The 17,811-nt window shown below is 66.4% G+C and carries 13 protein-coding genes and 3 rRNA genes; 5 read left to right on the top strand and 11 right to left on the bottom strand.

The genetic code is table 11. The annotated features are described in order from the left end of the window. Positions 1–39: 39 nt before the first annotated feature. Complete coding sequence (locus OHU34_RS32850; protein ID WP_230196317.1) at positions 40–1,068, bottom strand: HAD hydrolase-like protein; 1,029 nt, start codon at positions 1,066–1,068, stop codon at positions 40–42. A 73-nt stretch (positions 1,069–1,141) separates the two neighbouring features. Here OHU34_RS32850 and OHU34_RS32845 point away from each other — a divergent pair, with 73 nt between their 5' ends. Further along, complete coding sequence (locus OHU34_RS32845; RefSeq protein ID WP_142269616.1) at positions 1,142–2,425, top strand: DUF1015 domain-containing protein; 1,284 nt, start codon at positions 1,142–1,144, stop codon at positions 2,423–2,425. An 82-nt stretch (positions 2,426–2,507) separates the two neighbouring features. On the opposite strand, the gene OHU34_RS32840 is transcribed toward OHU34_RS32845, so the two are convergent. The 5 genes from OHU34_RS32840 to OHU34_RS32820 all read right to left on the bottom strand — a co-directional run bounded on the left by OHU34_RS32840 (position 2,508) and on the right by OHU34_RS32820 (position 11,170). Next, complete coding sequence (locus OHU34_RS32840) at positions 2,508–3,335, bottom strand: tetratricopeptide repeat protein (protein WP_200840090.1); 828 nt, start codon at positions 3,333–3,335, stop codon at positions 2,508–2,510. Between the two features lie 1,468 nt (positions 3,336–4,803). Beyond that, positions 4,804–4,920: ribosomal RNA gene (gene rrf / locus OHU34_RS32835) — 5S ribosomal RNA — on the bottom strand. Positions 4,921–5,021: 101 nt separating this feature from the next. After that, positions 5,022–8,143: ribosomal RNA gene (locus tag OHU34_RS32830) — 23S ribosomal RNA — on the bottom strand. Positions 8,144–8,463: 320 nt separating this feature from the next. Continuing rightward, positions 8,464–9,989, bottom strand: a 16S ribosomal RNA gene (locus OHU34_RS32825). Together the 16S, 23S and 5S rRNA genes form the textbook arrangement of a ribosomal RNA operon. 539 nt (positions 9,990–10,528) lie before the next feature. Further along, entirely contained in the window at positions 10,529–11,170 is a 642-nt protein-coding gene (locus OHU34_RS32820) for a DNA-3-methyladenine glycosylase (RefSeq protein ID WP_142269620.1), read from the bottom strand. A gap of 151 nt (positions 11,171–11,321) precedes the next feature. Here OHU34_RS32820 and OHU34_RS32815 point away from each other — a divergent pair, with 151 nt between their 5' ends. The 3 genes from OHU34_RS32815 (at position 11,322) to OHU34_RS32805 (ending at position 13,465) form a co-directional block, all read left to right on the top strand. Beyond that, positions 11,322–12,104 carry a sporulation protein gene (locus OHU34_RS32815; RefSeq protein ID WP_142269621.1) on the top strand — a complete coding sequence of 261 codons (783 nt, stop codon included), beginning with the start codon at positions 11,322–11,324 and terminating at the stop codon, positions 12,102–12,104. A gap of 117 nt (positions 12,105–12,221) precedes the next feature. Further along, positions 12,222–12,761 carry a YbhB/YbcL family Raf kinase inhibitor-like protein gene (locus OHU34_RS32810; RefSeq protein ID WP_142269622.1) on the top strand — a complete coding sequence of 180 codons (540 nt, stop codon included), beginning with the start codon at positions 12,222–12,224 and terminating at the stop codon, positions 12,759–12,761. A gap of 197 nt (positions 12,762–12,958) precedes the next feature. Continuing rightward, positions 12,959–13,465, top strand: a complete 507-nt coding sequence (locus OHU34_RS32805; RefSeq protein WP_020130380.1) for an HNH endonuclease — start codon at positions 12,959–12,961, stop codon at positions 13,463–13,465. Positions 13,466–13,538: 73 nt separating this feature from the next. Here the strand turns inward: OHU34_RS32805 and OHU34_RS32800 are convergent, their stop codons facing one another. The 3 genes from OHU34_RS32800 to OHU34_RS32790 all read right to left on the bottom strand — a co-directional run bounded on the left by OHU34_RS32800 (position 13,539) and on the right by OHU34_RS32790 (position 15,914). Further along, complete coding sequence (locus OHU34_RS32800; RefSeq protein ID WP_020130381.1) at positions 13,539–14,489, bottom strand: SPFH domain-containing protein; 951 nt, start codon at positions 14,487–14,489, stop codon at positions 13,539–13,541. Positions 14,490–14,631: 142 nt separating this feature from the next. Continuing rightward, positions 14,632–15,063: an NfeD family protein gene (locus tag OHU34_RS32795; RefSeq protein ID WP_142269623.1), complete on the bottom strand. Its 432-nt coding sequence runs from the start codon at positions 15,061–15,063 to the stop codon at positions 14,632–14,634. A 53-nt stretch (positions 15,064–15,116) separates the two neighbouring features. Further along, positions 15,117–15,914 (bottom strand): ABC transporter ATP-binding protein, encoded by a 798-nt coding sequence (locus OHU34_RS32790; RefSeq protein ID WP_054239278.1) that lies wholly within the window; start codon positions 15,912–15,914, stop codon positions 15,117–15,119. Between the two features lie 153 nt (positions 15,915–16,067). Here OHU34_RS32790 and OHU34_RS32785 point away from each other — a divergent pair, with 153 nt between their 5' ends. Beyond that, positions 16,068–16,856 (top strand): hypothetical protein, encoded by a 789-nt coding sequence (locus OHU34_RS32785; RefSeq protein WP_405769745.1) that lies wholly within the window; start codon positions 16,068–16,070, stop codon positions 16,854–16,856. Between the two features lie 198 nt (positions 16,857–17,054). On the opposite strand, the gene OHU34_RS32780 is transcribed toward OHU34_RS32785, so the two are convergent. Together OHU34_RS32780 and chpE are read right to left on the bottom strand one after the other, a co-directional pair. Next, a complete protein-coding gene (locus OHU34_RS32780) occupies positions 17,055–17,294 on the bottom strand; it encodes a chaplin (protein ID WP_142269625.1) in 240 nt (79 codons plus the stop codon). A gap of 193 nt (positions 17,295–17,487) precedes the next feature. Further along, positions 17,488–17,733 carry a chaplin ChpE gene (chpE, locus tag OHU34_RS32775; RefSeq protein ID WP_057599241.1) on the bottom strand — a complete coding sequence of 82 codons (246 nt, stop codon included), beginning with the start codon at positions 17,731–17,733 and terminating at the stop codon, positions 17,488–17,490. Between the last annotated feature and the right edge of the window lie 78 nt (positions 17,734–17,811).

Here is a 17,811-nt window from a genome sequence, read left to right as displayed (position 1 = left end):
TCGCGGCCCCACCACCCGCTCCTCTTCCGGCCCGGCGGTTCACAACCCCAGCCGCGCCAGTGCCTTCCCTCCGTCCAGCTCGCACGTCCCCTGACCGGCCGCCGTCCAGGCCGCCGCGCACAACGCCCGCAGCCCGTCCAGGGCTTCGCCGTCCCCCGCCAGCTCCAGGCTCTCGGCACCCGCGCTCGCCGTCCAGCCACCGCAGCGGAAGCCGTCACCGTCCACGGCGACCTCGGGCTGTCCGGTGAGCATCCCCCGCAGATCGGCGTCGACATACGTCGGCCGGTGCCGCGGCGGCGCGGCGAGCAGCTGCGCCCCGTCGGTGACGCCGGTGAGGACGAGCAGCGAATCGACCTCGCCGTTGAACGCCCCCTCGATGTCCGTGTCCAGCCGGTCCCCGACGACCAACGGCCGCTCGGCGCCGGTCCGCAGGATCGTCTCCCGGTGCATGGGAGGCAACGGCTTGCCCGCGACCTGCGGCTCGGCACCGGTGGCGATCCGCACGACCTGCACCGCCGCGCCGTTGCCCGGCGCGATGCCACGCCCGCTGGGGATCGTCAGGTCGGTGTTGGACGCGAACCACGGCACCCCGCGCGCGACGGCGTACGAAGCCTCCGCGAACCGTCCCCACGGCAGGTCGGGCCCGCCGAACCCCTGTACCACGGCCGCCGGATCGTCGTCCGCCGACTCCACCGGCTCGAGCCCGCGCTCGCGCAGCGCGACCCGCAGCCCCTCCCCGCCGATCACCAGCACCCGCGCGCCGGCCGGCACCTGCTCACTGATCAGCCGCGCGACCGCCTGCGCCGAGGTGATGACCTCGTCGGCGCCCGTCGGTATGCCCAGCTCCGTCAGATGCCCGGCCACCGCGTCCGGCGTCCGCAGCGCGTTGTTGGTGACGTACGCGAGATGCATCCCGCCCGCACGCGCGGTGGCCAGCGACTCGACGGCGTACGCGATCGCGTTGCCCCCCGCGTACACCACCCCGTCCAGGTCGAGCAGCGCCGTGTCGTACGCCTCGCTCAGGGCCTGCCCACTGCCCTCGGGCCTCGTCCTGACGCTCCGGCTCATTCCACATCGCTCCTCGTTCGCTCCGCTTTCCCCCGATCATCCCGCATGCCACCGACAGACGTACGATGCCGGGATGAACTCAGCAGGTCACTCGGAAGCAACGGCGCCCCGAGGCCTGGAACTCACCCCGTTCCGAGGCCTGCGCTACGACCCCGACCGGGTCGGCAGTCTCGCCGCCGTCACCTCCCCGCCGTACGACGTCGTGGTCCGCCCCGACGGCCTGCACCACCTCCAGGACGCGGACCCGTACAACATCGTCCGCCTGATCCTGCCCCAGGCCACCACTCCCGCCGCCCGCAACGAGCAGGCCGCCGACACCCTGCGCGACTGGCTGGCCGAGGGCGTCCTGACCGCGGACCCCGAGCCCGCCCTGTACGTCTACGAGCAGCGGCACGCGGACGGCATGCTCCAGCGCGGGCTGATCGGCACCCTGCGGGTCTCGGAGCCCTCGGAGGGAATCGTCCTCCCTCACGAGGACGTCATGCCGCACATCGTCGCGGACCGCGCGGCCCTGATGCGCGCCACGCACGCCAACCTCGAACCCCTGCTCCTCACCTACCGCGGCAACGGCACCGCGGCCGAGATCGTGGACCGCGCGGCGGAGCGGCCCCCGCTCCTCTCCACCACCACCGAGGACGGCTTCAGCCACCGCCTCTGGGCGATCACCGACCCCGCCGAGACGGCACGCGTCCTCGCGGACCTGGCCCACCATCAGGCCCTCATCGCCGACGGACACCACCGCTGGGCTACCTACCTGCGTCTACGCGCGGAGCACCCGTCCCCCAGCCCCTGGGACCACGGTCTGGTCCTCCTGGTCGACACCGCCCGCTTCCCGTTGCGCGTCCGCGCCATCCACCGCCTGCTGCACGGCTTTCCGGTCGCCGACGCCCTGGCCGCGCTCGACGGCCGCTTCCGCGTCCAGCGCCTGGACGTCCCGCTCCCGGAGGCCCTCGACGCCCTCGCGGACGCGGTCTGCGCGGGCAACGGGTTCCTGCTGGCGGGCGACGGCGCCTTCCACCTCGTCGACCGACCGGACCCGGCACTCCTCGACCGCACGATCCCCGCCGACTTCCCCGAGGCCTGGCGCACCCTGGACGCCACGGTCCTGCACGCCACGCTCCTCGACCACATCTGGCACATTCCCGAGGACGACCCCGCCCGCATCGCCTACATCCACGACACCGCCGCGACGGTACGCAAGGCGGAACGCGACGGCGGTACGGCGGTCCTCCTGCATCCCGTCCGCGAGGAGGTCGTCCGCGATCTCGCCCGGCAGGGCGTCACGATGCCCCGCAAGTCGACATCGTTCGGCCCGAAACCCGCATCGGGCCTGGTCCTGCGCGCGCTCGGCCTCTGAACGCAACGCACCCCCGAACGCACGAAGGGGCGGGACCCGGTGTCCACCGGATCCCGCCCCTCGCCGCTGCTACCGGTCTGCGTCAGTCCTCGTCACGGTCGACCGCAACGTGCCCGGCCTCGTCACGACCGACCTGACCCTCGACCGAGTCCTCGGCCTCTTCCGCGTCCGTCGCCTGCTCGACGACGGTCTCACCGGACTCGGTCTCGTGCTCGGTCTCGACCTCGTCCTCGTCCAGGGCGTCGACGAAGTCCACCCCGTCCATCTCGGCGAGCCGGTCGGAGGCGTCCGTGCTGCCGTCCCGGTCCGCCTCGAGGGCCTTCGCGAACCACTCCCGCGCCTCGCCCTCACGCCCGGCGGCGAGCAGCGCATCGGCGTACGCATACCTCAGCCGCGCGGTCCACGGCTGGACGGAGCCGGCAGCGAGCTCGGGGCTCTGCAACGTCACGATGGCCGCATCCAGCTGCCCCAAGTCACGCCGGGCACCCGCCGCGACGAGCCGCATCTCCACCTGCCCGGCCTTGTCGAGCTTGTTCACCTCGGGAGCACCGGCCATGTCGAGCGCCTTCTCCGGCCGCCCGAGCCCACGCTCGCAGTCGGCCATGACGGGCCACAGCTCGACGCCGCCGCTCATCCGCCGCGCGGCCCGGAACTCGGCGAGCGCCTCGCTGTACTTCTGGTTGGCGTACGCGGCGAATCCGGCCGCCTCACGCACGGCGGCGACACGCGAAGCGAGCCGCAGGGCCACCTTGGAGTACCCGTAGGCACCCTCGGGGTCCTCGTCGATCAGCCGGGCGACCATCACCAGGTTCTTCGCGACATCCTCGGCGAGGGTCTTGGGCAGGCTCTGGAGCTCCTGCCGTACGTCCTTGTCGATCTCGTCGCCGGTGACGTCCTCCGGGATCGGCAGCCGCTTGATCGGCTCGCGGTCCCGGTCCCGCTCGTCGCGGAAACGAGGCCCGCCGCCACGCCGGTCGTCCCGACGGTCGTCACGCCCGTCACGGCCCCGGAACCCACCTCCGGACCCACCGGGCCGTCCACCACGGTCGTCCCGACGCGGCCCACGGTCGCCCCGGTCATAGCCACCGCCACGGTTGTCGTCCCGACGGAAGGAGGGGCGATCACCACGGTCGTCACGTCGATCATCGCGCCGGTCGTCGCGGCGGAAGGGGGGACGCTCGTCACGGTCGTCACGGCGCGGGCCACGGTCACCGCGGTCATCACGCTGGAACGCCGGACGCGAACCCCGGTCATCCCGCCGGTCATCCCGACGGTCGTCACGGCGGAACGGAGGACGCTCACCACGATCGTCACGGCGCGGCCCACGGTCGTCACGCTGGAACGCGGGACGCGAACCCCGGTCGTCACGGCGGTCGTCGCGGCGGAAGGGGGGACGCTCGCCACGGTCGTCACGGCGCGGGCCACGGTCACCGCGGTCATCACGCTGGAACGCCGGACGCGAACCCCGCTCATCCCGACGGTCATCCCGCCGGTCGTCACGGCGGAACGGAGGACGCTCACCACGATCGTCACGGCGCGGGCCACGGTCACCGCGGTCATCACGCTGGAACGCGGGACGCGAACCCCGGTCGTCACGGCGGTCGTCGCGGCGGAAGGGGGGACGCTCGCCACGGTCGTCACGGCGCGGGCCACGGTCACCGCGGTCATCACGCTGGAACGCCGGACGCGAACCCCGCTCATCCCGACGGTCATCCCGCCGGTCGTCACGGCGGAACGGAGGACGCTCACCACGGTCGTCACGGCGCGGCCCACGGTCGTCACGCTGGAACGCGGGACGCGAACCCCGGTCGTCACGGCGGTCGTCGCGGCGGAAGGGGGGACGCTCGCCACGGTCGTCACGGCGCGGCCCACGGTCGTCACGCTGGAACGCGGGACGCGAACCCCGGTCGTCACGGCGGTCGTCGCGGCGGAAGGGGGGACGCTCGCCACGGTCGTCACGGCGCGGGCCACGGTCACCGCGGTCATCACGCTGGAACGCCGGACGCGAACCCCGGTCATCCCGACGGTCATCCCGCCGGTCGTCACGGCGGAACGGAGGACGCTCACCACGATCGTCACGGCGCGGCCCACGGTCGTCACGGCGGTCGTCGCGCCGGCCCGCACCACCACGGTCGTTGTCACGACGGAAGCCGCCACGGTCCCCGCGGTCGCCGCCACGGTTGTCACGGTCCCCACTACTGTCCCGTCGCCGCTGGTCGCGCTCCGGTCGATCGTCGGGAGAGTTGGTGGACATCGGTGACTCCTGTCTTCGGTACCGCAAACATTCTCGCGCACCCGGGTACCCGGCGCGCTACAGAAAAACAAAAAGGACCCCTGGTCCCAGCTGAACGCTGGGACCAGGGGTCCTTCCAAAGATTGTTCGGCGGTGTCCTACTCTCCCACAGGGTCCCCCCTGCAGTACCATCGGCGCTGTAAGGCTTAGCTTCCGGGTTCGGAATGTAACCGGGCGTTTCCCTCACGCTATGACCACCGAAACCCTAATGGTTTCGAGCGAACAAGCACACTTTTTACTTGTTTTCAGCTCTAGCCGGCAACAGTCGTTGCCTCAGAACTAACACAGTGGACGCGAGCAACTGAGGACAAGCCCTCGGCCTATTAGTACCAGTCAGCTTCACCCATTACTGGGCTTCCACATCCGGCCTATCAACCCAGTCGTCTACTGGGAGCCTTAACCCCTCAAGGGGGTGGGAATACTCATCTCGAAGCAGGCTTCCCGCTTAGATGCTTTCAGCGGTTATCCCTCCCGAACGTAGCCAACCAGCCATGCCCTTGGCAGAACAACTGGCACACCAGAGGTTCGTCCGTCCCGGTCCTCTCGTACTAGGGACAGCCCTTCTCAATATTCCTGCGCGCGCAGCGGATAGGGACCGAACTGTCTCACGACGTTCTAAACCCAGCTCGCGTACCGCTTTAATGGGCGAACAGCCCAACCCTTGGGACCGACTCCAGCCCCAGGATGCGACGAGCCGACATCGAGGTGCCAAACCATCCCGTCGATATGGACTCTTGGGGAAGATCAGCCTGTTATCCCCGGGGTACCTTTTATCCGTTGAGCGACGGCGCTTCCACAAGCCACCGCCGGATCACTAGTCCCGACTTTCGTCCCTGCTCGACCCGTCGGTCTCACAGTCAAGCTCCCTTGTGCACTTACACTCAACACCTGATTGCCAACCAGGCTGAGGGAACCTTTGGGCGCCTCCGTTACTCTTTAGGAGGCAACCGCCCCAGTTAAACTACCCATCAGACACTGTCCCTGATCCGGATCACGGACCCAGGTTAGACATCCAGCACGACCAGAGTGGTATTTCAACGACGACTCACCGTGAACTGGCGTCCACGTTTCAAAGTCTCCCACCTATCCTACACAAGCCGAACCGAACACCAATATCAAACTGTAGTAAAGGTCCCGGGGTCTTTCCGTCCTGCTGCGCGAAACGAGCATCTTTACTCGTAGTGCAATTTCACCGGGCCTATGGTTGAGACAGTCGAGAAGTCGTTACGCCATTCGTGCAGGTCGGAACTTACCCGACAAGGAATTTCGCTACCTTAGGATGGTTATAGTTACCACCGCCGTTTACTGGCGCTTAAGTTCTCAGCTTCGCCACAACGAATTGTGACTAACCGGTCCCCTTAACGTTCCAGCACCGGGCAGGCGTCAGTCCGTATACATCGCCTTACGGCTTCGCACGGACCTGTGTTTTTAGTAAACAGTCGCTTCTCGCTGGTCTCTGCGGCCACCCCCAGCTCGAGCAGCAAGTGCTCTCACCAGACGTGGCCCCCTTCTCCCGAAGTTACGGGGGCATTTTGCCGAGTTCCTTAACCATAGTTCACCCGAACGCCTCGGTATTCTCTACCTGACCACCTGAGTCGGTTTAGGGTACGGGCCGCCATGAAACTCGCTAGAGGCTTTTCTCGACAGCATAGGATCATCCACTTCGCCACAATCGGCTCGGCATCAGGTCTCAGACTATATGGCGTGCGGATTTGCCTACACACCGTCCTACACCCTTACCCCGGGACAACCACCGCCCGGGATGGACTACCTTCCTGCGTCACCCCATCACTCACCTACTGCAAGTCTGGTTCGTCGGCTCCACCACTTTCCTTTCCCCGAAGGGTCCGGAACGGCTTCACGGACTTAGCATCGCCTGGTTCGATGTTTGACGCTTCACAGCGGGTACCGGAATATCAACCGGTTATCCATCGACTACGCCTGTCGGCCTCGCCTTAGGTCCCGACTTACCCTGGGCAGATCAGCTTGACCCAGGAACCCTTAGTCAATCGGCGCACACGTTTCTCACGTGTGTATCGCTACTCATGCCTGCATTCTCACTCGTGAACCGTCCACAACTCGCTTCCGCGGCTGCTTCACCCGGCACACGACGCTCCCCTACCCATCACAGCGGGCGTTGGCCCTATAGCTGCAATGACACGACTTCGGCGGTACGCTTGAGCCCCGCTACATTGTCGGCGCGGAATCACTAGACCAGTGAGCTATTACGCACTCTTTCAAGGGTGGCTGCTTCTAAGCCAACCTCCTGGTTGTCTGTGCGACTCCACATCCTTTCCCACTTAGCGTACGCTTAGGGGCCTTAGTCGATGCTCTGGGCTGTTTCCCTCTCGACCATGGAGCTTATCCCCCACAGTCTCACTGCCGCGCTCTCACTTACCGGCATTCGGAGTTTGGCTAAGGTCAGTAACCCGGTAGGGCCCATCGCCTATCCAGTGCTCTACCTCCGGCAAGAAACACACGACGCTGCACCTAAATGCATTTCGGGGAGAACCAGCTATCACGGAGTTTGATTGGCCTTTCACCCCTAACCACAGGTCATCCCCCAGGTTTTCAACCCTGGTGGGTTCGGTCCTCCACGAAGTCTTACCTCCGCTTCAACCTGCCCATGGCTAGATCACTCCGCTTCGGGTCTTGAGCGTGCTACTGAAACGCCCTATTCGGACTCGCTTTCGCTACGGCTTCCCCACTCGGGTTAACCTCGCAACACACCGCAAACTCGCAGGCTCATTCTTCAAAAGGCACGCAGTCACGACGCATTGAGTAAACTCAATGCGCGACGCTCCCACGGCTTGTAGGCACACGGTTTCAGGTACTATTTCACTCCGCTCCCGCGGTACTTTTCACCATTCCCTCACGGTACTATCCGCTATCGGTCACCAGGGAATATTTAGGCTTAGCGGGTGGTCCCGCCAGATTCACACGGGATTTCTCGGGCCCCGTGCTACTTGGGTGTCTCTCAAACGAGCCGTTGACGTTTCGACTACGGGGGTCTTACCCTCTACGCCGGACCTTTCGCATGTCCTTCGCCTACATCAACGGTTTCTGACTCGTCTCACAGCCGGCAGACTGTGAAAGAGAGATCCCACAACCCCGTACACGCAACCCCTGCCGGGTCTCACACGTATACGGTTTGGCCTCATCCGGTTTCGCTCGCCACTACTCCCGGAATCACGGTTGTTTTCTCTTCCTGCGGGTACTGAGATGTTTCACTTCCCCGCGTTCCCTCCACACTGCCTATGTGTTCAGCAGCGGGTGACAGCCCATGACGACTGCCGGGTTTCCCCATTCGGAAACCCCCGGATCAAAGCCTGGTTGACGACTCCCCGGGGACTATCGTGGCCTCCCACGTCCTTCATCGGTTCCTGGTGCCAAGGCATCCACCGTGCGCCCTTAAAAACTTGGCCACAGATGCTCGCGTCCACTGTGCAGTTCTCAAACAACGACCAGCCACCCATCACCCCGAACCCTTAACGGATCCGAGTGCACTGGGGCCGGCACTGAAGGCAGCCATACGGCCATACCCTCAGATACCCAACAGCGTGCCCGGCACCCTCGCCACTCGTGATCAGCTTTCCACGCTCCGAAGAACAGTACTTGCAGCCCGAGATGACTGAGAATGCCGAATAATCAACGTTCCACCCATGAGCAACCAGCATCGGACGTACGCCGATGTACTGGCCTCTGAACCGGCCCCCGAAGGGACAGGCTTAGAAGTGCTCCTTAGAAAGGAGGTGATCCAGCCGCACCTTCCGGTACGGCTACCTTGTTACGACTTCGTCCCAATCGCCAGTCCCACCTTCGACAGCTCCCTCCCACAAGGGGTTGGGCCACCGGCTTCGGGTGTTACCGACTTTCGTGACGTGACGGGCGGTGTGTACAAGGCCCGGGAACGTATTCACCGCAGCAATGCTGATCTGCGATTACTAGCAACTCCGACTTCATGGGGTCGAGTTGCAGACCCCAATCCGAACTGAGACCGGCTTTTTGAGATTCGCTCCACCTCACGGTTTCGCAGCTCTTTGTACCGGCCATTGTAGCACGTGTGCAGCCCAAGACATAAGGGGCATGATGACTTGACGTCGTCCCCACCTTCCTCCGAGTTGACCCCGGCAGTCTCCTGTGAGTCCCCATCACCCCGAAGGGCATGCTGGCAACACAGAACAAGGGTTGCGCTCGTTGCGGGACTTAACCCAACATCTCACGACACGAGCTGACGACAGCCATGCACCACCTGTACACCGACCACAAGGGGGCGCCTGTCTCCAGACGTTTCCGGTGTATGTCAAGCCTTGGTAAGGTTCTTCGCGTTGCGTCGAATTAAGCCACATGCTCCGCTGCTTGTGCGGGCCCCCGTCAATTCCTTTGAGTTTTAGCCTTGCGGCCGTACTCCCCAGGCGGGGAACTTAATGCGTTAGCTGCGGCACCGACGACGTGGAATGTCGCCAACACCTAGTTCCCACCGTTTACGGCGTGGACTACCAGGGTATCTAATCCTGTTCGCTCCCCACGCTTTCGCTCCTCAGCGTCAGTAATGGCCCAGAGATCCGCCTTCGCCACCGGTGTTCCTCCTGATATCTGCGCATTTCACCGCTACACCAGGAATTCCGATCTCCCCTACCACACTCTAGTCTGCCCGTATCGAATGCAGACCCGGGGTTAAGCCCCGGGCTTTCACATCCGACGCGACAGACCGCCTACGAGCTCTTTACGCCCAATAATTCCGGACAACGCTTGCGCCCTACGTATTACCGCGGCTGCTGGCACGTAGTTAGCCGGCGCTTCTTCTGCAGGTACCGTCACTTTCGCTTCTTCCCTGCTGAAAGAGGTTTACAACCCGAAGGCCGTCATCCCTCACGCGGCGTCGCTGCATCAGGCTTTCGCCCATTGTGCAATATTCCCCACTGCTGCCTCCCGTAGGAGTCTGGGCCGTGTCTCAGTCCCAGTGTGGCCGGTCGCCCTCTCAGGCCGGCTACCCGTCGTCGCCTTGGTGAGCCATTACCTCACCAACAAGCTGATAGGCCGCGGGCTCATCCTTCACCGCCGGAGCTTTTAACCCCCACCCATGCGAGTGGAAGTATTATCCGGTATTAGACCCCGTTTCCAGGGCTTGTCCCAGAGTGAAGGGCAGATTGCCCACGTGTTACTCACCCGTTCGCCACTAATCCCCACCGAAGTGGTTCATCGTTCGACTTGCATGTGTTAAGCACGCCGCCAGCGTTCGTCCTGAGCCAGGATCAAACTCTCCGTGAATGTTTACCGGTAATCCGGCCGACACCACGAGAGCGGAACAGCCAGGCGGAATAAGCCCGGCCGTTCACAGCATCCTCGCTGTGTTTTGTTTCAAAGGAACCTCATCCTCGGCTATCACTGCCGGGGACGGGGTATCAACATATCTGGCGTTGATTTTTGGCACGCTGTTGAGTTCTCAAGGAACGGACGCTTCCTTTGTACTCACCCGAGAGACTCTCTCAGGCTTTCCTCCGGGCGCTTCCCTTCGGTCTTGCGTTTCCGACTCTATCAGATCCTTTTCTTGATCCGATTCCCTGTCGGGGGGATTGTCTTGGGCTTTGGGCTTTCGCCCGTCGGCCTTTCGACATTCACTACGTTAGCCGATTCCCTCCGCAACTCATAATCGAGTTCCGCCGGGTTTGAATTCGGGCATGCGGACATGCCGAATTCGCTCCCGCTGAGGGGCGTCGTAGGTAGTGGGTTGGCCGCTTCCGACTGCCGGCGAATGCCGTACCCGGTTCAAGCGGCTCGGGCTACGTTACGCTCCGGCCAACAGCGAGTCAACTTCGTCGGCGCCTGGGGACATGGGCCCGGTAGGGGCTCACCGTCGGGTCGTCGGCGACCCAGTACCGCCAGGGGTGGACCGCTCCATCGCCGGACACTCCGGTGCGCGGGCCGCTGCGTACCTGGTCGGAGGTGACCGGGGTACCGGTCAGGATCCTCAGGGGGGTGTCCCCCGTGGCGCAGGCGTCCGTGCCGTCGAGGGCTCGGTCCACATCCAGGGCGGTGGCCAGGCGGGCGGGGCCTTTGGCCAGTTCCTTGTCATTTCGGGCCGAGAGTCGACGTTTGCGGGCCGACTCGGTGCCTTCGACGATCTCGCCGGCGCGGAGCAGGACGGCGCTGGCCGTGCCGTCCGGACCGCAGACGAGGTTCATGCAGTGCCACATGCCGTAGGTGAAGTAGACGTACACATGTCCGGGGGGACCGAACATCACGCCGTTGCGGGCCGTGGGGCCGCGATAGGCGTGGGAGCCCGGGTCGTTCGGGCCGTCGTAGGCCTCGACCTCCGTGAGGCGCAGGGTGATCGGACCGTCGGGGGTCGTACGGACGAGGTGACGGCCGAGCAGATCCTGGGCCACCTCCAGGACAGGGCGGTCGAAGAAGGTCCTGGGGAGGGGCGTACGGTCGGGGGTCGCGATCATGCTCTCCGAGCGTAGTGCAGACGCGTGGGTGCGTCGGGGTGGTCAGCGGGCATCCGCCTTGCCAGGGTGTGGGGCACGGAACCGGCCGCGCCGGGATCGCGTATGTAGGGGTCGAGGGATCCCGTAAGAAGAAGGTCGTAGAGGGAGAGACATGGCGTTCAAGAAGCTGCTCGCGAGTCTGGGGGCCGGCGGGGCTTCGGTCGAGACGGTGCTGACCGAGGTCAACGTCGTTCCGGGCGGTGTCGTGCAGGGTGAGGTGCGGATCCAGGGCGGGTCCGTCAACCAGCAGATCGAGGGGCTCTCGGTCGGGCTTCAGGCCAAGGTCGAGGTCGAGAACGGCGACCAGGAGTACAAGCAGGACATCGAGTTCACGAAGCTGCGGCTCGGGGGTGCCTTCGAGCTCCAGGCCGGTGCCGTGCACGCGGTGCCGTTCGGGCTCGAGATCCCGTGGGAGACGCCGGTCACGACGATCGACGGTCAGACGCTGCGCGGCATGAACATCGGTGTGACCACCGAGCTGGAGATCGCCCGCGCCGTGGACTCCGGTGACCTTGACCCGATCAACGTGCACCCGCTGCCGGCGCAGAAGGCGATCCTGGATGCCTTCATCCAGCTGGGCTTCCGCTTCAAGAACGCGGACCTGGAGCGCGGGCACATCCGCGGTACGCGGCAGAAGCTGCCGTTCTACCAGGAGATCGAGTTCTTCCCGCCGTCGCAGTACCGGGGGCTGAACCAGGTCGAGCTGAGCTTCGTGGCCGACGAGCACACGATGGACGTCGTGCTGGAGATGGACAAGAAGCCGGGGCTGTTCAGCGAGGGCAGTGACACCTTCCGCTCGTTCCAGGTGGGTCTGCACGACTACCAGGGAACCGACTGGGCGGCGTACCTCAACCAGTGGCTGTCCGAGGTCGGCAGCAAGCGCAACTGGTTCTGACACACAGAGAGGGCCCGGAGTGCCGTGCGGCGTTCCGGGCCCTCTGTGCGTCCGCGCGGGGTGTGGAGGTCGTAGGCTCCGAAGGGAGTGCTAGCCGATCGATCAGGAGGTGTCGAAGTGACCGAGCCGAAGAGGCGGCCGCTGCCCCACGACTTCCATCCGCCGGTTCCGTCGTTCACGGTCACGAGCGAGGATGTCGAGGAGGGGGCGACGCTCGAGGACGCCCAGGTCCATGCGGCGGGGAACACCTCGCCCCAGCTGCGGTGGGAGGGTTTCCCGTCCGGGGCCAAGAGCTTCGCCGTGACCTGCTACGACCCCGATGCGCCGACGGGCAGCGGATTCTGGCACTGGGTCCTGTTCGACATCCCGGCCTCGGTGACCGAACTGCCGGCGGGTGCGGGCGGCGGCAAGTTCGAGGGGCTGCCCGAGGGCGCCGTACACGCGCGCAACGACTACGGCAGCAAGGAGTTCGGCGGGGCCGCCCCGCCGCCGGGGGACGGGCCGCACCGGTACGTCTTCACGGTGTACGCGGTGGACCAGGAGAAGCTCGGCCCGGATGCCGATGCCTCGCCCGCCGCCGTGGGTTTCAATCTGCGGTTCCACACGATCGGCCGCGCCCAGCTGATCGGTGAGTACGAGGTTCCCGCGGAGGGATGAGTCAGCTCATCGTTCATTGAACGTTTGCCCGCCTCTGGTCTTGGAAGTGATCAGAGGCGGGCATTTTTGTTGCCGGGGGTCGCGGGGGTCACCTCCCGTGGAGCAGCAGATATTGCGTTGTCCATCTCGGCGTGCCCGGCCAGAGTTGATCCCAGCCCGCCAGGGGGTGGGCCGGTGCACACAGGAGGTGGGCTGGTATGCGGGACACGCTGGTACTGAACGCGAGCTTCGAGCCGCTGTCGACGGTGACGTTGAACCGAGCCGTCGTTCTGGTGCTTCAGGACAAGGCCGTCGTCGAGCAGGCCCACCCCGAACTGCGGATGCGCGGAGCCGAGGTCGACATCCCGGCGCCTCGTGTGATCAGGCTGTGCAGGTACGTACGGGTGCCCTTCCGAAGACAAGCTCCGTGGTCGAGGCGGGGTGTGCTGATAAGGGACCGTCACCGGTGCGCGTACTGCGGTCGCCGGGCGACGACCGTGGACCACGTGGTGCCGCGGGCGCAGGGGGGTCAGGACGTGTGGCTGAACACCGTCGCCTCGTGCGCGGAGGACAATCACCGCAAAGCGGACCGTACTCCGGAGCAGGCGCAGATGCCGTTGCTGCGGCAGCCGTTCGAGCCGACGCCGGCGGACGCGATGCTGCTGGCTCTGGGGCAGGACGACCTGGCCGCGCTGCCGGAGTGGCTGACCATGGACGCGGCGTAGCCCGTGTCCGGATGTGACCGGGGCCCACCTTCGCTGGGAAGGTGGGCCCCGGTCGTGTGTCTGTGTCTGGGGGTCAGTCGATCGACGGCTTCTCGCGGCGTTCCGAGCCGCCGCCGTTGCCGGAGTTGTTGCCGCCCGAATTGCCGCCGAAGTTGCCGAAGTTGCCCATGGCGCCGGACAACCCCTTGAGGGCGTCGCCGATTTCGCTGGGGACGATCCAGAGCTTGTTGGCGTCGCCTTCGGCGATCTTCGGGAGCATCTGGAGGTACTGGTAGGAGAGGAGCTTCTGGTCCGGGTCGCCGGCGTGGATGGCCTCGAAGACCGTACGCACGGCCTGGGCCTCACCCTCGGCGCGCAGCGCCGCCGCCTTGGCCTCACCCTCGGCGCGCAGGATCTGGGACTGCTTCTCGCCCTCGGCGGTGAGGATGGCGGCCTGGCGCGTGCCTTCGGCGGTGAGGATCGCGGCGCGCTTGTCACGGTCGGCGCGCATCTGCTTCTCCATCGAGTCCTGGATGGAGGTCGGCGGCTCGATGGCCTTCAGTTCCACGCGGTTGACGCGGATGCCCCACTTGCCGGTCGCCTCGTCGAGGACGCCGCGCAGCGCCGCGTTGATCTCCTCGCGGGAGGTCAGGGTCCGCTCGAGGTCCATGCCGCCGATGATGTTGCGGAGCGTGGTGACGGTGAGCTGCTCGATCGCCTGGATGTAGCTGGCGACCTCGTAGGTCGCGGCCCGGGCGTCGGTCACCTGGTAGTAGATGACGGTGTCGATGTTCACGACCAGGTTGTCCTGGGTGATCACCGGCTGCGGCGGGAACGGCACGACCTGTTCGCGCAGGTCGATGCGGTTGCGGATGGTGTCTATGAACGGGACGACGATGTTGAGGCCCGCGTTGAGTGTCCGCGTGTAGCGGCCGAACCGCTCCACGATCGCGGCACTCGCCTGCGGGATGACCTGGATCGTCTTGATCAGGGCGATGAAGACCAACACCACCAGAATGACCAGGACGATGATGACCGGTTCCATCGCGGCTCCCCGTACCTTTCTCCGCCTCGGCGCTTTCGGAAGATCTTATGCCTGTTGAAGATCTTGCTGGACGAGTGTGACAGACCGTCGTGCGGCTCGTGAGGTGTTCTGTTCACTTACGTCGTGCGGGAGTTGCGCAGGGTCAGATGACGATCGCCGTGGCCCCCTCGATGTCCACGACATCGACTTCCTGCCCCACGTCGTAGGCGCGGTCGGTGTCGAGGGCGCGGGCCGACCAGATCTCTCCGGCGAGTTTGATGCGGCCGCCCGAGCCGTCGACGCGCTCCAGCACGACGGCCTGTTTGCCCTTCAACGCGTCGATGCCGGTGGCGAGTTGGGGACGCTGCTTGGCGTGCCGGGTCGCGATCGGGCGTACGACGCCGATCAGCGCGACGGAGACGACGATGAAGACGAGCACCTGGGCGACGGCTCCGAAGCCGAGGCCTGCCACGACGGCGGCGGCCACCGCGCCGACCGCGAACATGCCGAACTCGGGCATCGCGGTCACCACGAGCGGGATTCCGAGCGCTGCCGCGCCGACGAGCCACCACACCCACGCGTCGATGTCGTTCACACCGTCATGGTAGGGCCGCACGTCCTGCCGGGGACAGGGCGCACAGGGAGCGGTCAGGACATCGGCAGGCCCTGCGCCGTCCAGCGGTCGCCGACCTGTTCCACGACGAGCGGGAGGCCGAAGCAGAGGGAGAGATTGCGGGAGGTGAGCTCCAGCTCGACCGGGCCCGCGGCGAGGACCTTGCCCTGGCGGATCATGAGGACGTGGGTGAAGCCGGGGGCGATCTCCTCGACGTGGTGGGTCACCATGATCATCGAGGGGGCGATGGGGTCGCGCGCGAGGCGGCCGAGGCGACGTACGAGGTCCTCGCGGCCGCCGAGGTCCAGGCCGGCGGCGGGCTCGTCGAGGAGCAGCAGCTCGGGGTCGGTCATCAGGGCGCGGGCGATGAGGGTGCGCTTGCGCTCGCCCTCGGAGAGCGTGCCGAACTTGCGGTCCAGGTAGTCGCTCATGCCGAGGCGGTCGAGGAAGGCGCGGGCGCGCTGCTCGTCGACGTCCTCGTACTCCTCCTGCCAGCCGGCGGTCATGCCGTACGCGGCGGTCAGCACCGTCTGGAGGACGGTCTGGCGCTTGGGGAGCTTGTCGGCGAGGGCGATGCCGGCCATGCCCACGCGGGGGCGCAGCTCGAAGACGTCGGTGCCGGGGCTGCCGAGGGTCTCGCCGAGGATGGAGACGGTACCGGCGCTGGGGAAGAGGTAGGTGGAGGCGATGTTCAGGAGGGTCGTCTTGCCGGCCCCGTTGGGACCGAGGATGACCCAGCGCTCGCCCTCCTTGACCGACCAGGAGACCTGGTCCACCAGAGCCCGGCCCTCACGGACCACGGATACGTCCTGAAGCTCCAGAACATCGCTCATGAGCGCGTTGTCTCCCCTTGCTGTGTGGCCGGTCGGTTGTCGCGGGCGCCTGTGGCTCGGACCGCCGCGCATGGGTGGGCGCGGCCTCTCCGGGAAAATCTACGCCACCGGTCGGGCGGCCCGATCCATCGGTCCGGTCCTTAGGGTGGAGGCATGCTCTCGGAACCGCGCTCTGGTCGCCTTGCCGCTTGGGGAAACGCCCTGTTGGTCGGAATTGTCTCACCGGACGACGCCGTCCACGCCATCGTCGGCGAGGACGGCGTGCACCGGGTGGAGGGGCTGCCCGGTGAGTCGGCGCCCGTCGGACTCACGCTCGCGCTGGGGCGGCTGCGGGCGCTCGGGGTGAACGGGCTGCGGGTGGCGTTGCCCGCGCCGGGACATCCGCTGGGGCTGAGCGGGCCGCCGGAGTTCAACACGCGGGCGCTGGAGGCGGAGGAGGCCGTGGTCTGCCACGGCGCCGGGTACGGGCTGGTGCCGGAGGTGTACGAGGCCGGGCCCGACGGTGATGTACATGTCGAGGTCGTGTGGCACTGCCTGCCGGTGCGGGAGGCTCCACCCGCCGACGTGCCGTCGCTGGGCGAGGCGGAGCGGGAACTGGCGGAGGCGCTGCGGGACGCCACGGCGGTGCTGGCGCGACTGGATCTGGCGGGATCGGGGCCGGTGGCGGAGGCGGCGATCGACGCGTACCGGGCTCGGGCCGAGCGGGGGCGGGAGGTCCTGGCGCCGGGGTACCCGCCGCGGGCGGTGCGGGTGCTGGAGCTGGCGCAGCGGGTGGGGCTGCTGGTGTCCCTCGCCTATGAGAACGGACCCGGGGGCGCGGTCAGCTCCGCGGAGATGGCGGTGCGTGCGGAGGCATTGCGGCCGGTCGAGCGGACGGGGCGGCGGGCGCAGGTCGCCGCGTACAACTCCGTTGTGGAGGAGCGGGAGCGGGGGGTTCGGTGAGCGTCGCTGCTCAGGTGGCCCGGGTTGGTGTGAGCCTCTGGGGGCTGTGCCCCCAGGCCCCCCTACGGCCCTGAAGGGGCCTTGTCCTCAAGCACCGGACGGGCTGGATTGCCGGGCGGCGGTGGAATGGTCACGGCATGCAGAGGGGCCCACGTGTCGTCCGTGACGCGTGGGCCCCTCTGTGGTGCGGCTGCGAGATCAGTCGTTGACGCAGGTGTTGCCGAACGCCGGGTTCAGCACGCCGACCACGTTGATCGTGTTGCCGCAGAGGTTGATCGGGACGTGGACCGGCACCTGGACGACGTTGCCCGAGATGACGCCCGGCGACTTCACGGCCGCGCCTTCCGCACCCGCGTCGGCGACGGCGGCACCGGCCGAGGCGCCCGCGGCGATACCCGCGACGGTGAGGGCCACAGCAGCCTTCTTGGCGATGTTCATGAGAAGCGTTCCTCCTGCGTTTGCGTGTCCGACCCGGCCGCGGGTCGGACACTGCCCAACGCGAAAGCGATCGGGAACGATGTGGGGCCCACCGGAAAGACACCTCGTTCGGATCATTGGAGCGACAAACAGACCGGCCTCCCTCGGTGGGGGCCGAGGGAGGCCGACGGTCACCGCGGGTGCGGGCGGGACCTCAGTGGTTGAGACCCAGGTTGCCGAAGGCCGGGTTCAGCACGCCGATGACGTTCACGCTGTTGCCGACCACGTTGACCGGGACGTGCACCGGGGCCTGGACGAGATTGCCCGAGACGACGCCCGGCGAGCCCTTGGCCTCGCCGAGAGCGGTGGCGCCGTCGGTGGCGGAGGCCATGCCGGCACCCGCGGCCATCAGCCCGCCGGCCACCATCGTCACGGCCGCTGCCTTCTTCAGGTTCTTCACTTCTGACCCCTCCTAGCGATTGCCGCGGCAATCGCCGCGGCACGCACTGGAGAACGGCGGCGGGCCACGAAGGATGCG

Source organism: Streptomyces sp. NBC_00080 (genome assembly GCF_045041255.1).
GTDB lineage: Bacteria > Actinomycetota > Actinomycetes > Streptomycetales > Streptomycetaceae > Streptomyces > Streptomyces coriariae.
The sequence above is the reverse complement of the archived record's forward strand: the minus strand, read 5'-3'. Positions and strand labels throughout refer to the sequence as shown.

Bases quoted from the DNA above. Each gene is read 5' to 3' on its own strand.
- OHU34_RS32800 (WP_020130381.1), bottom strand. From the start codon at position 14,489: ATGGAACCGGTCATCATCGTCCTGGTCATTCTGGTGGTGTTGGTCTTC.
- OHU34_RS32805 (WP_020130380.1), top strand. From the start codon at position 12,959: ATGCGGGACACGCTGGTACTGAACGCGAGCTTCGAGCCGCTGTCGACG.
- OHU34_RS32845 (WP_142269616.1), top strand. From the start codon at position 1,142: ATGAACTCAGCAGGTCACTCGGAAGCAACGGCGCCCCGAGGCCTGGAA.
- OHU34_RS32780 (WP_142269625.1), bottom strand. From the start codon at position 17,294: ATGAACATCGCCAAGAAGGCTGCTGTGGCCCTCACCGTCGCGGGTATC.
- OHU34_RS32785 (WP_405769745.1), top strand. From the start codon at position 16,068: ATGCTCTCGGAACCGCGCTCTGGTCGCCTTGCCGCTTGGGGAAACGCC.
- OHU34_RS32815 (WP_142269621.1), top strand. From the start codon at position 11,322: ATGGCGTTCAAGAAGCTGCTCGCGAGTCTGGGGGCCGGCGGGGCTTCG.
- OHU34_RS32850 (WP_230196317.1), bottom strand. From the start codon at position 1,068: ATGAGCCGGAGCGTCAGGACGAGGCCCGAGGGCAGTGGGCAGGCCCTG.
- OHU34_RS32790 (WP_054239278.1), bottom strand. From the start codon at position 15,914: ATGAGCGATGTTCTGGAGCTTCAGGACGTATCCGTGGTCCGTGAGGGC.
- OHU34_RS32820 (WP_142269620.1), bottom strand. From the start codon at position 11,170: ATGATCGCGACCCCCGACCGTACGCCCCTCCCCAGGACCTTCTTCGAC.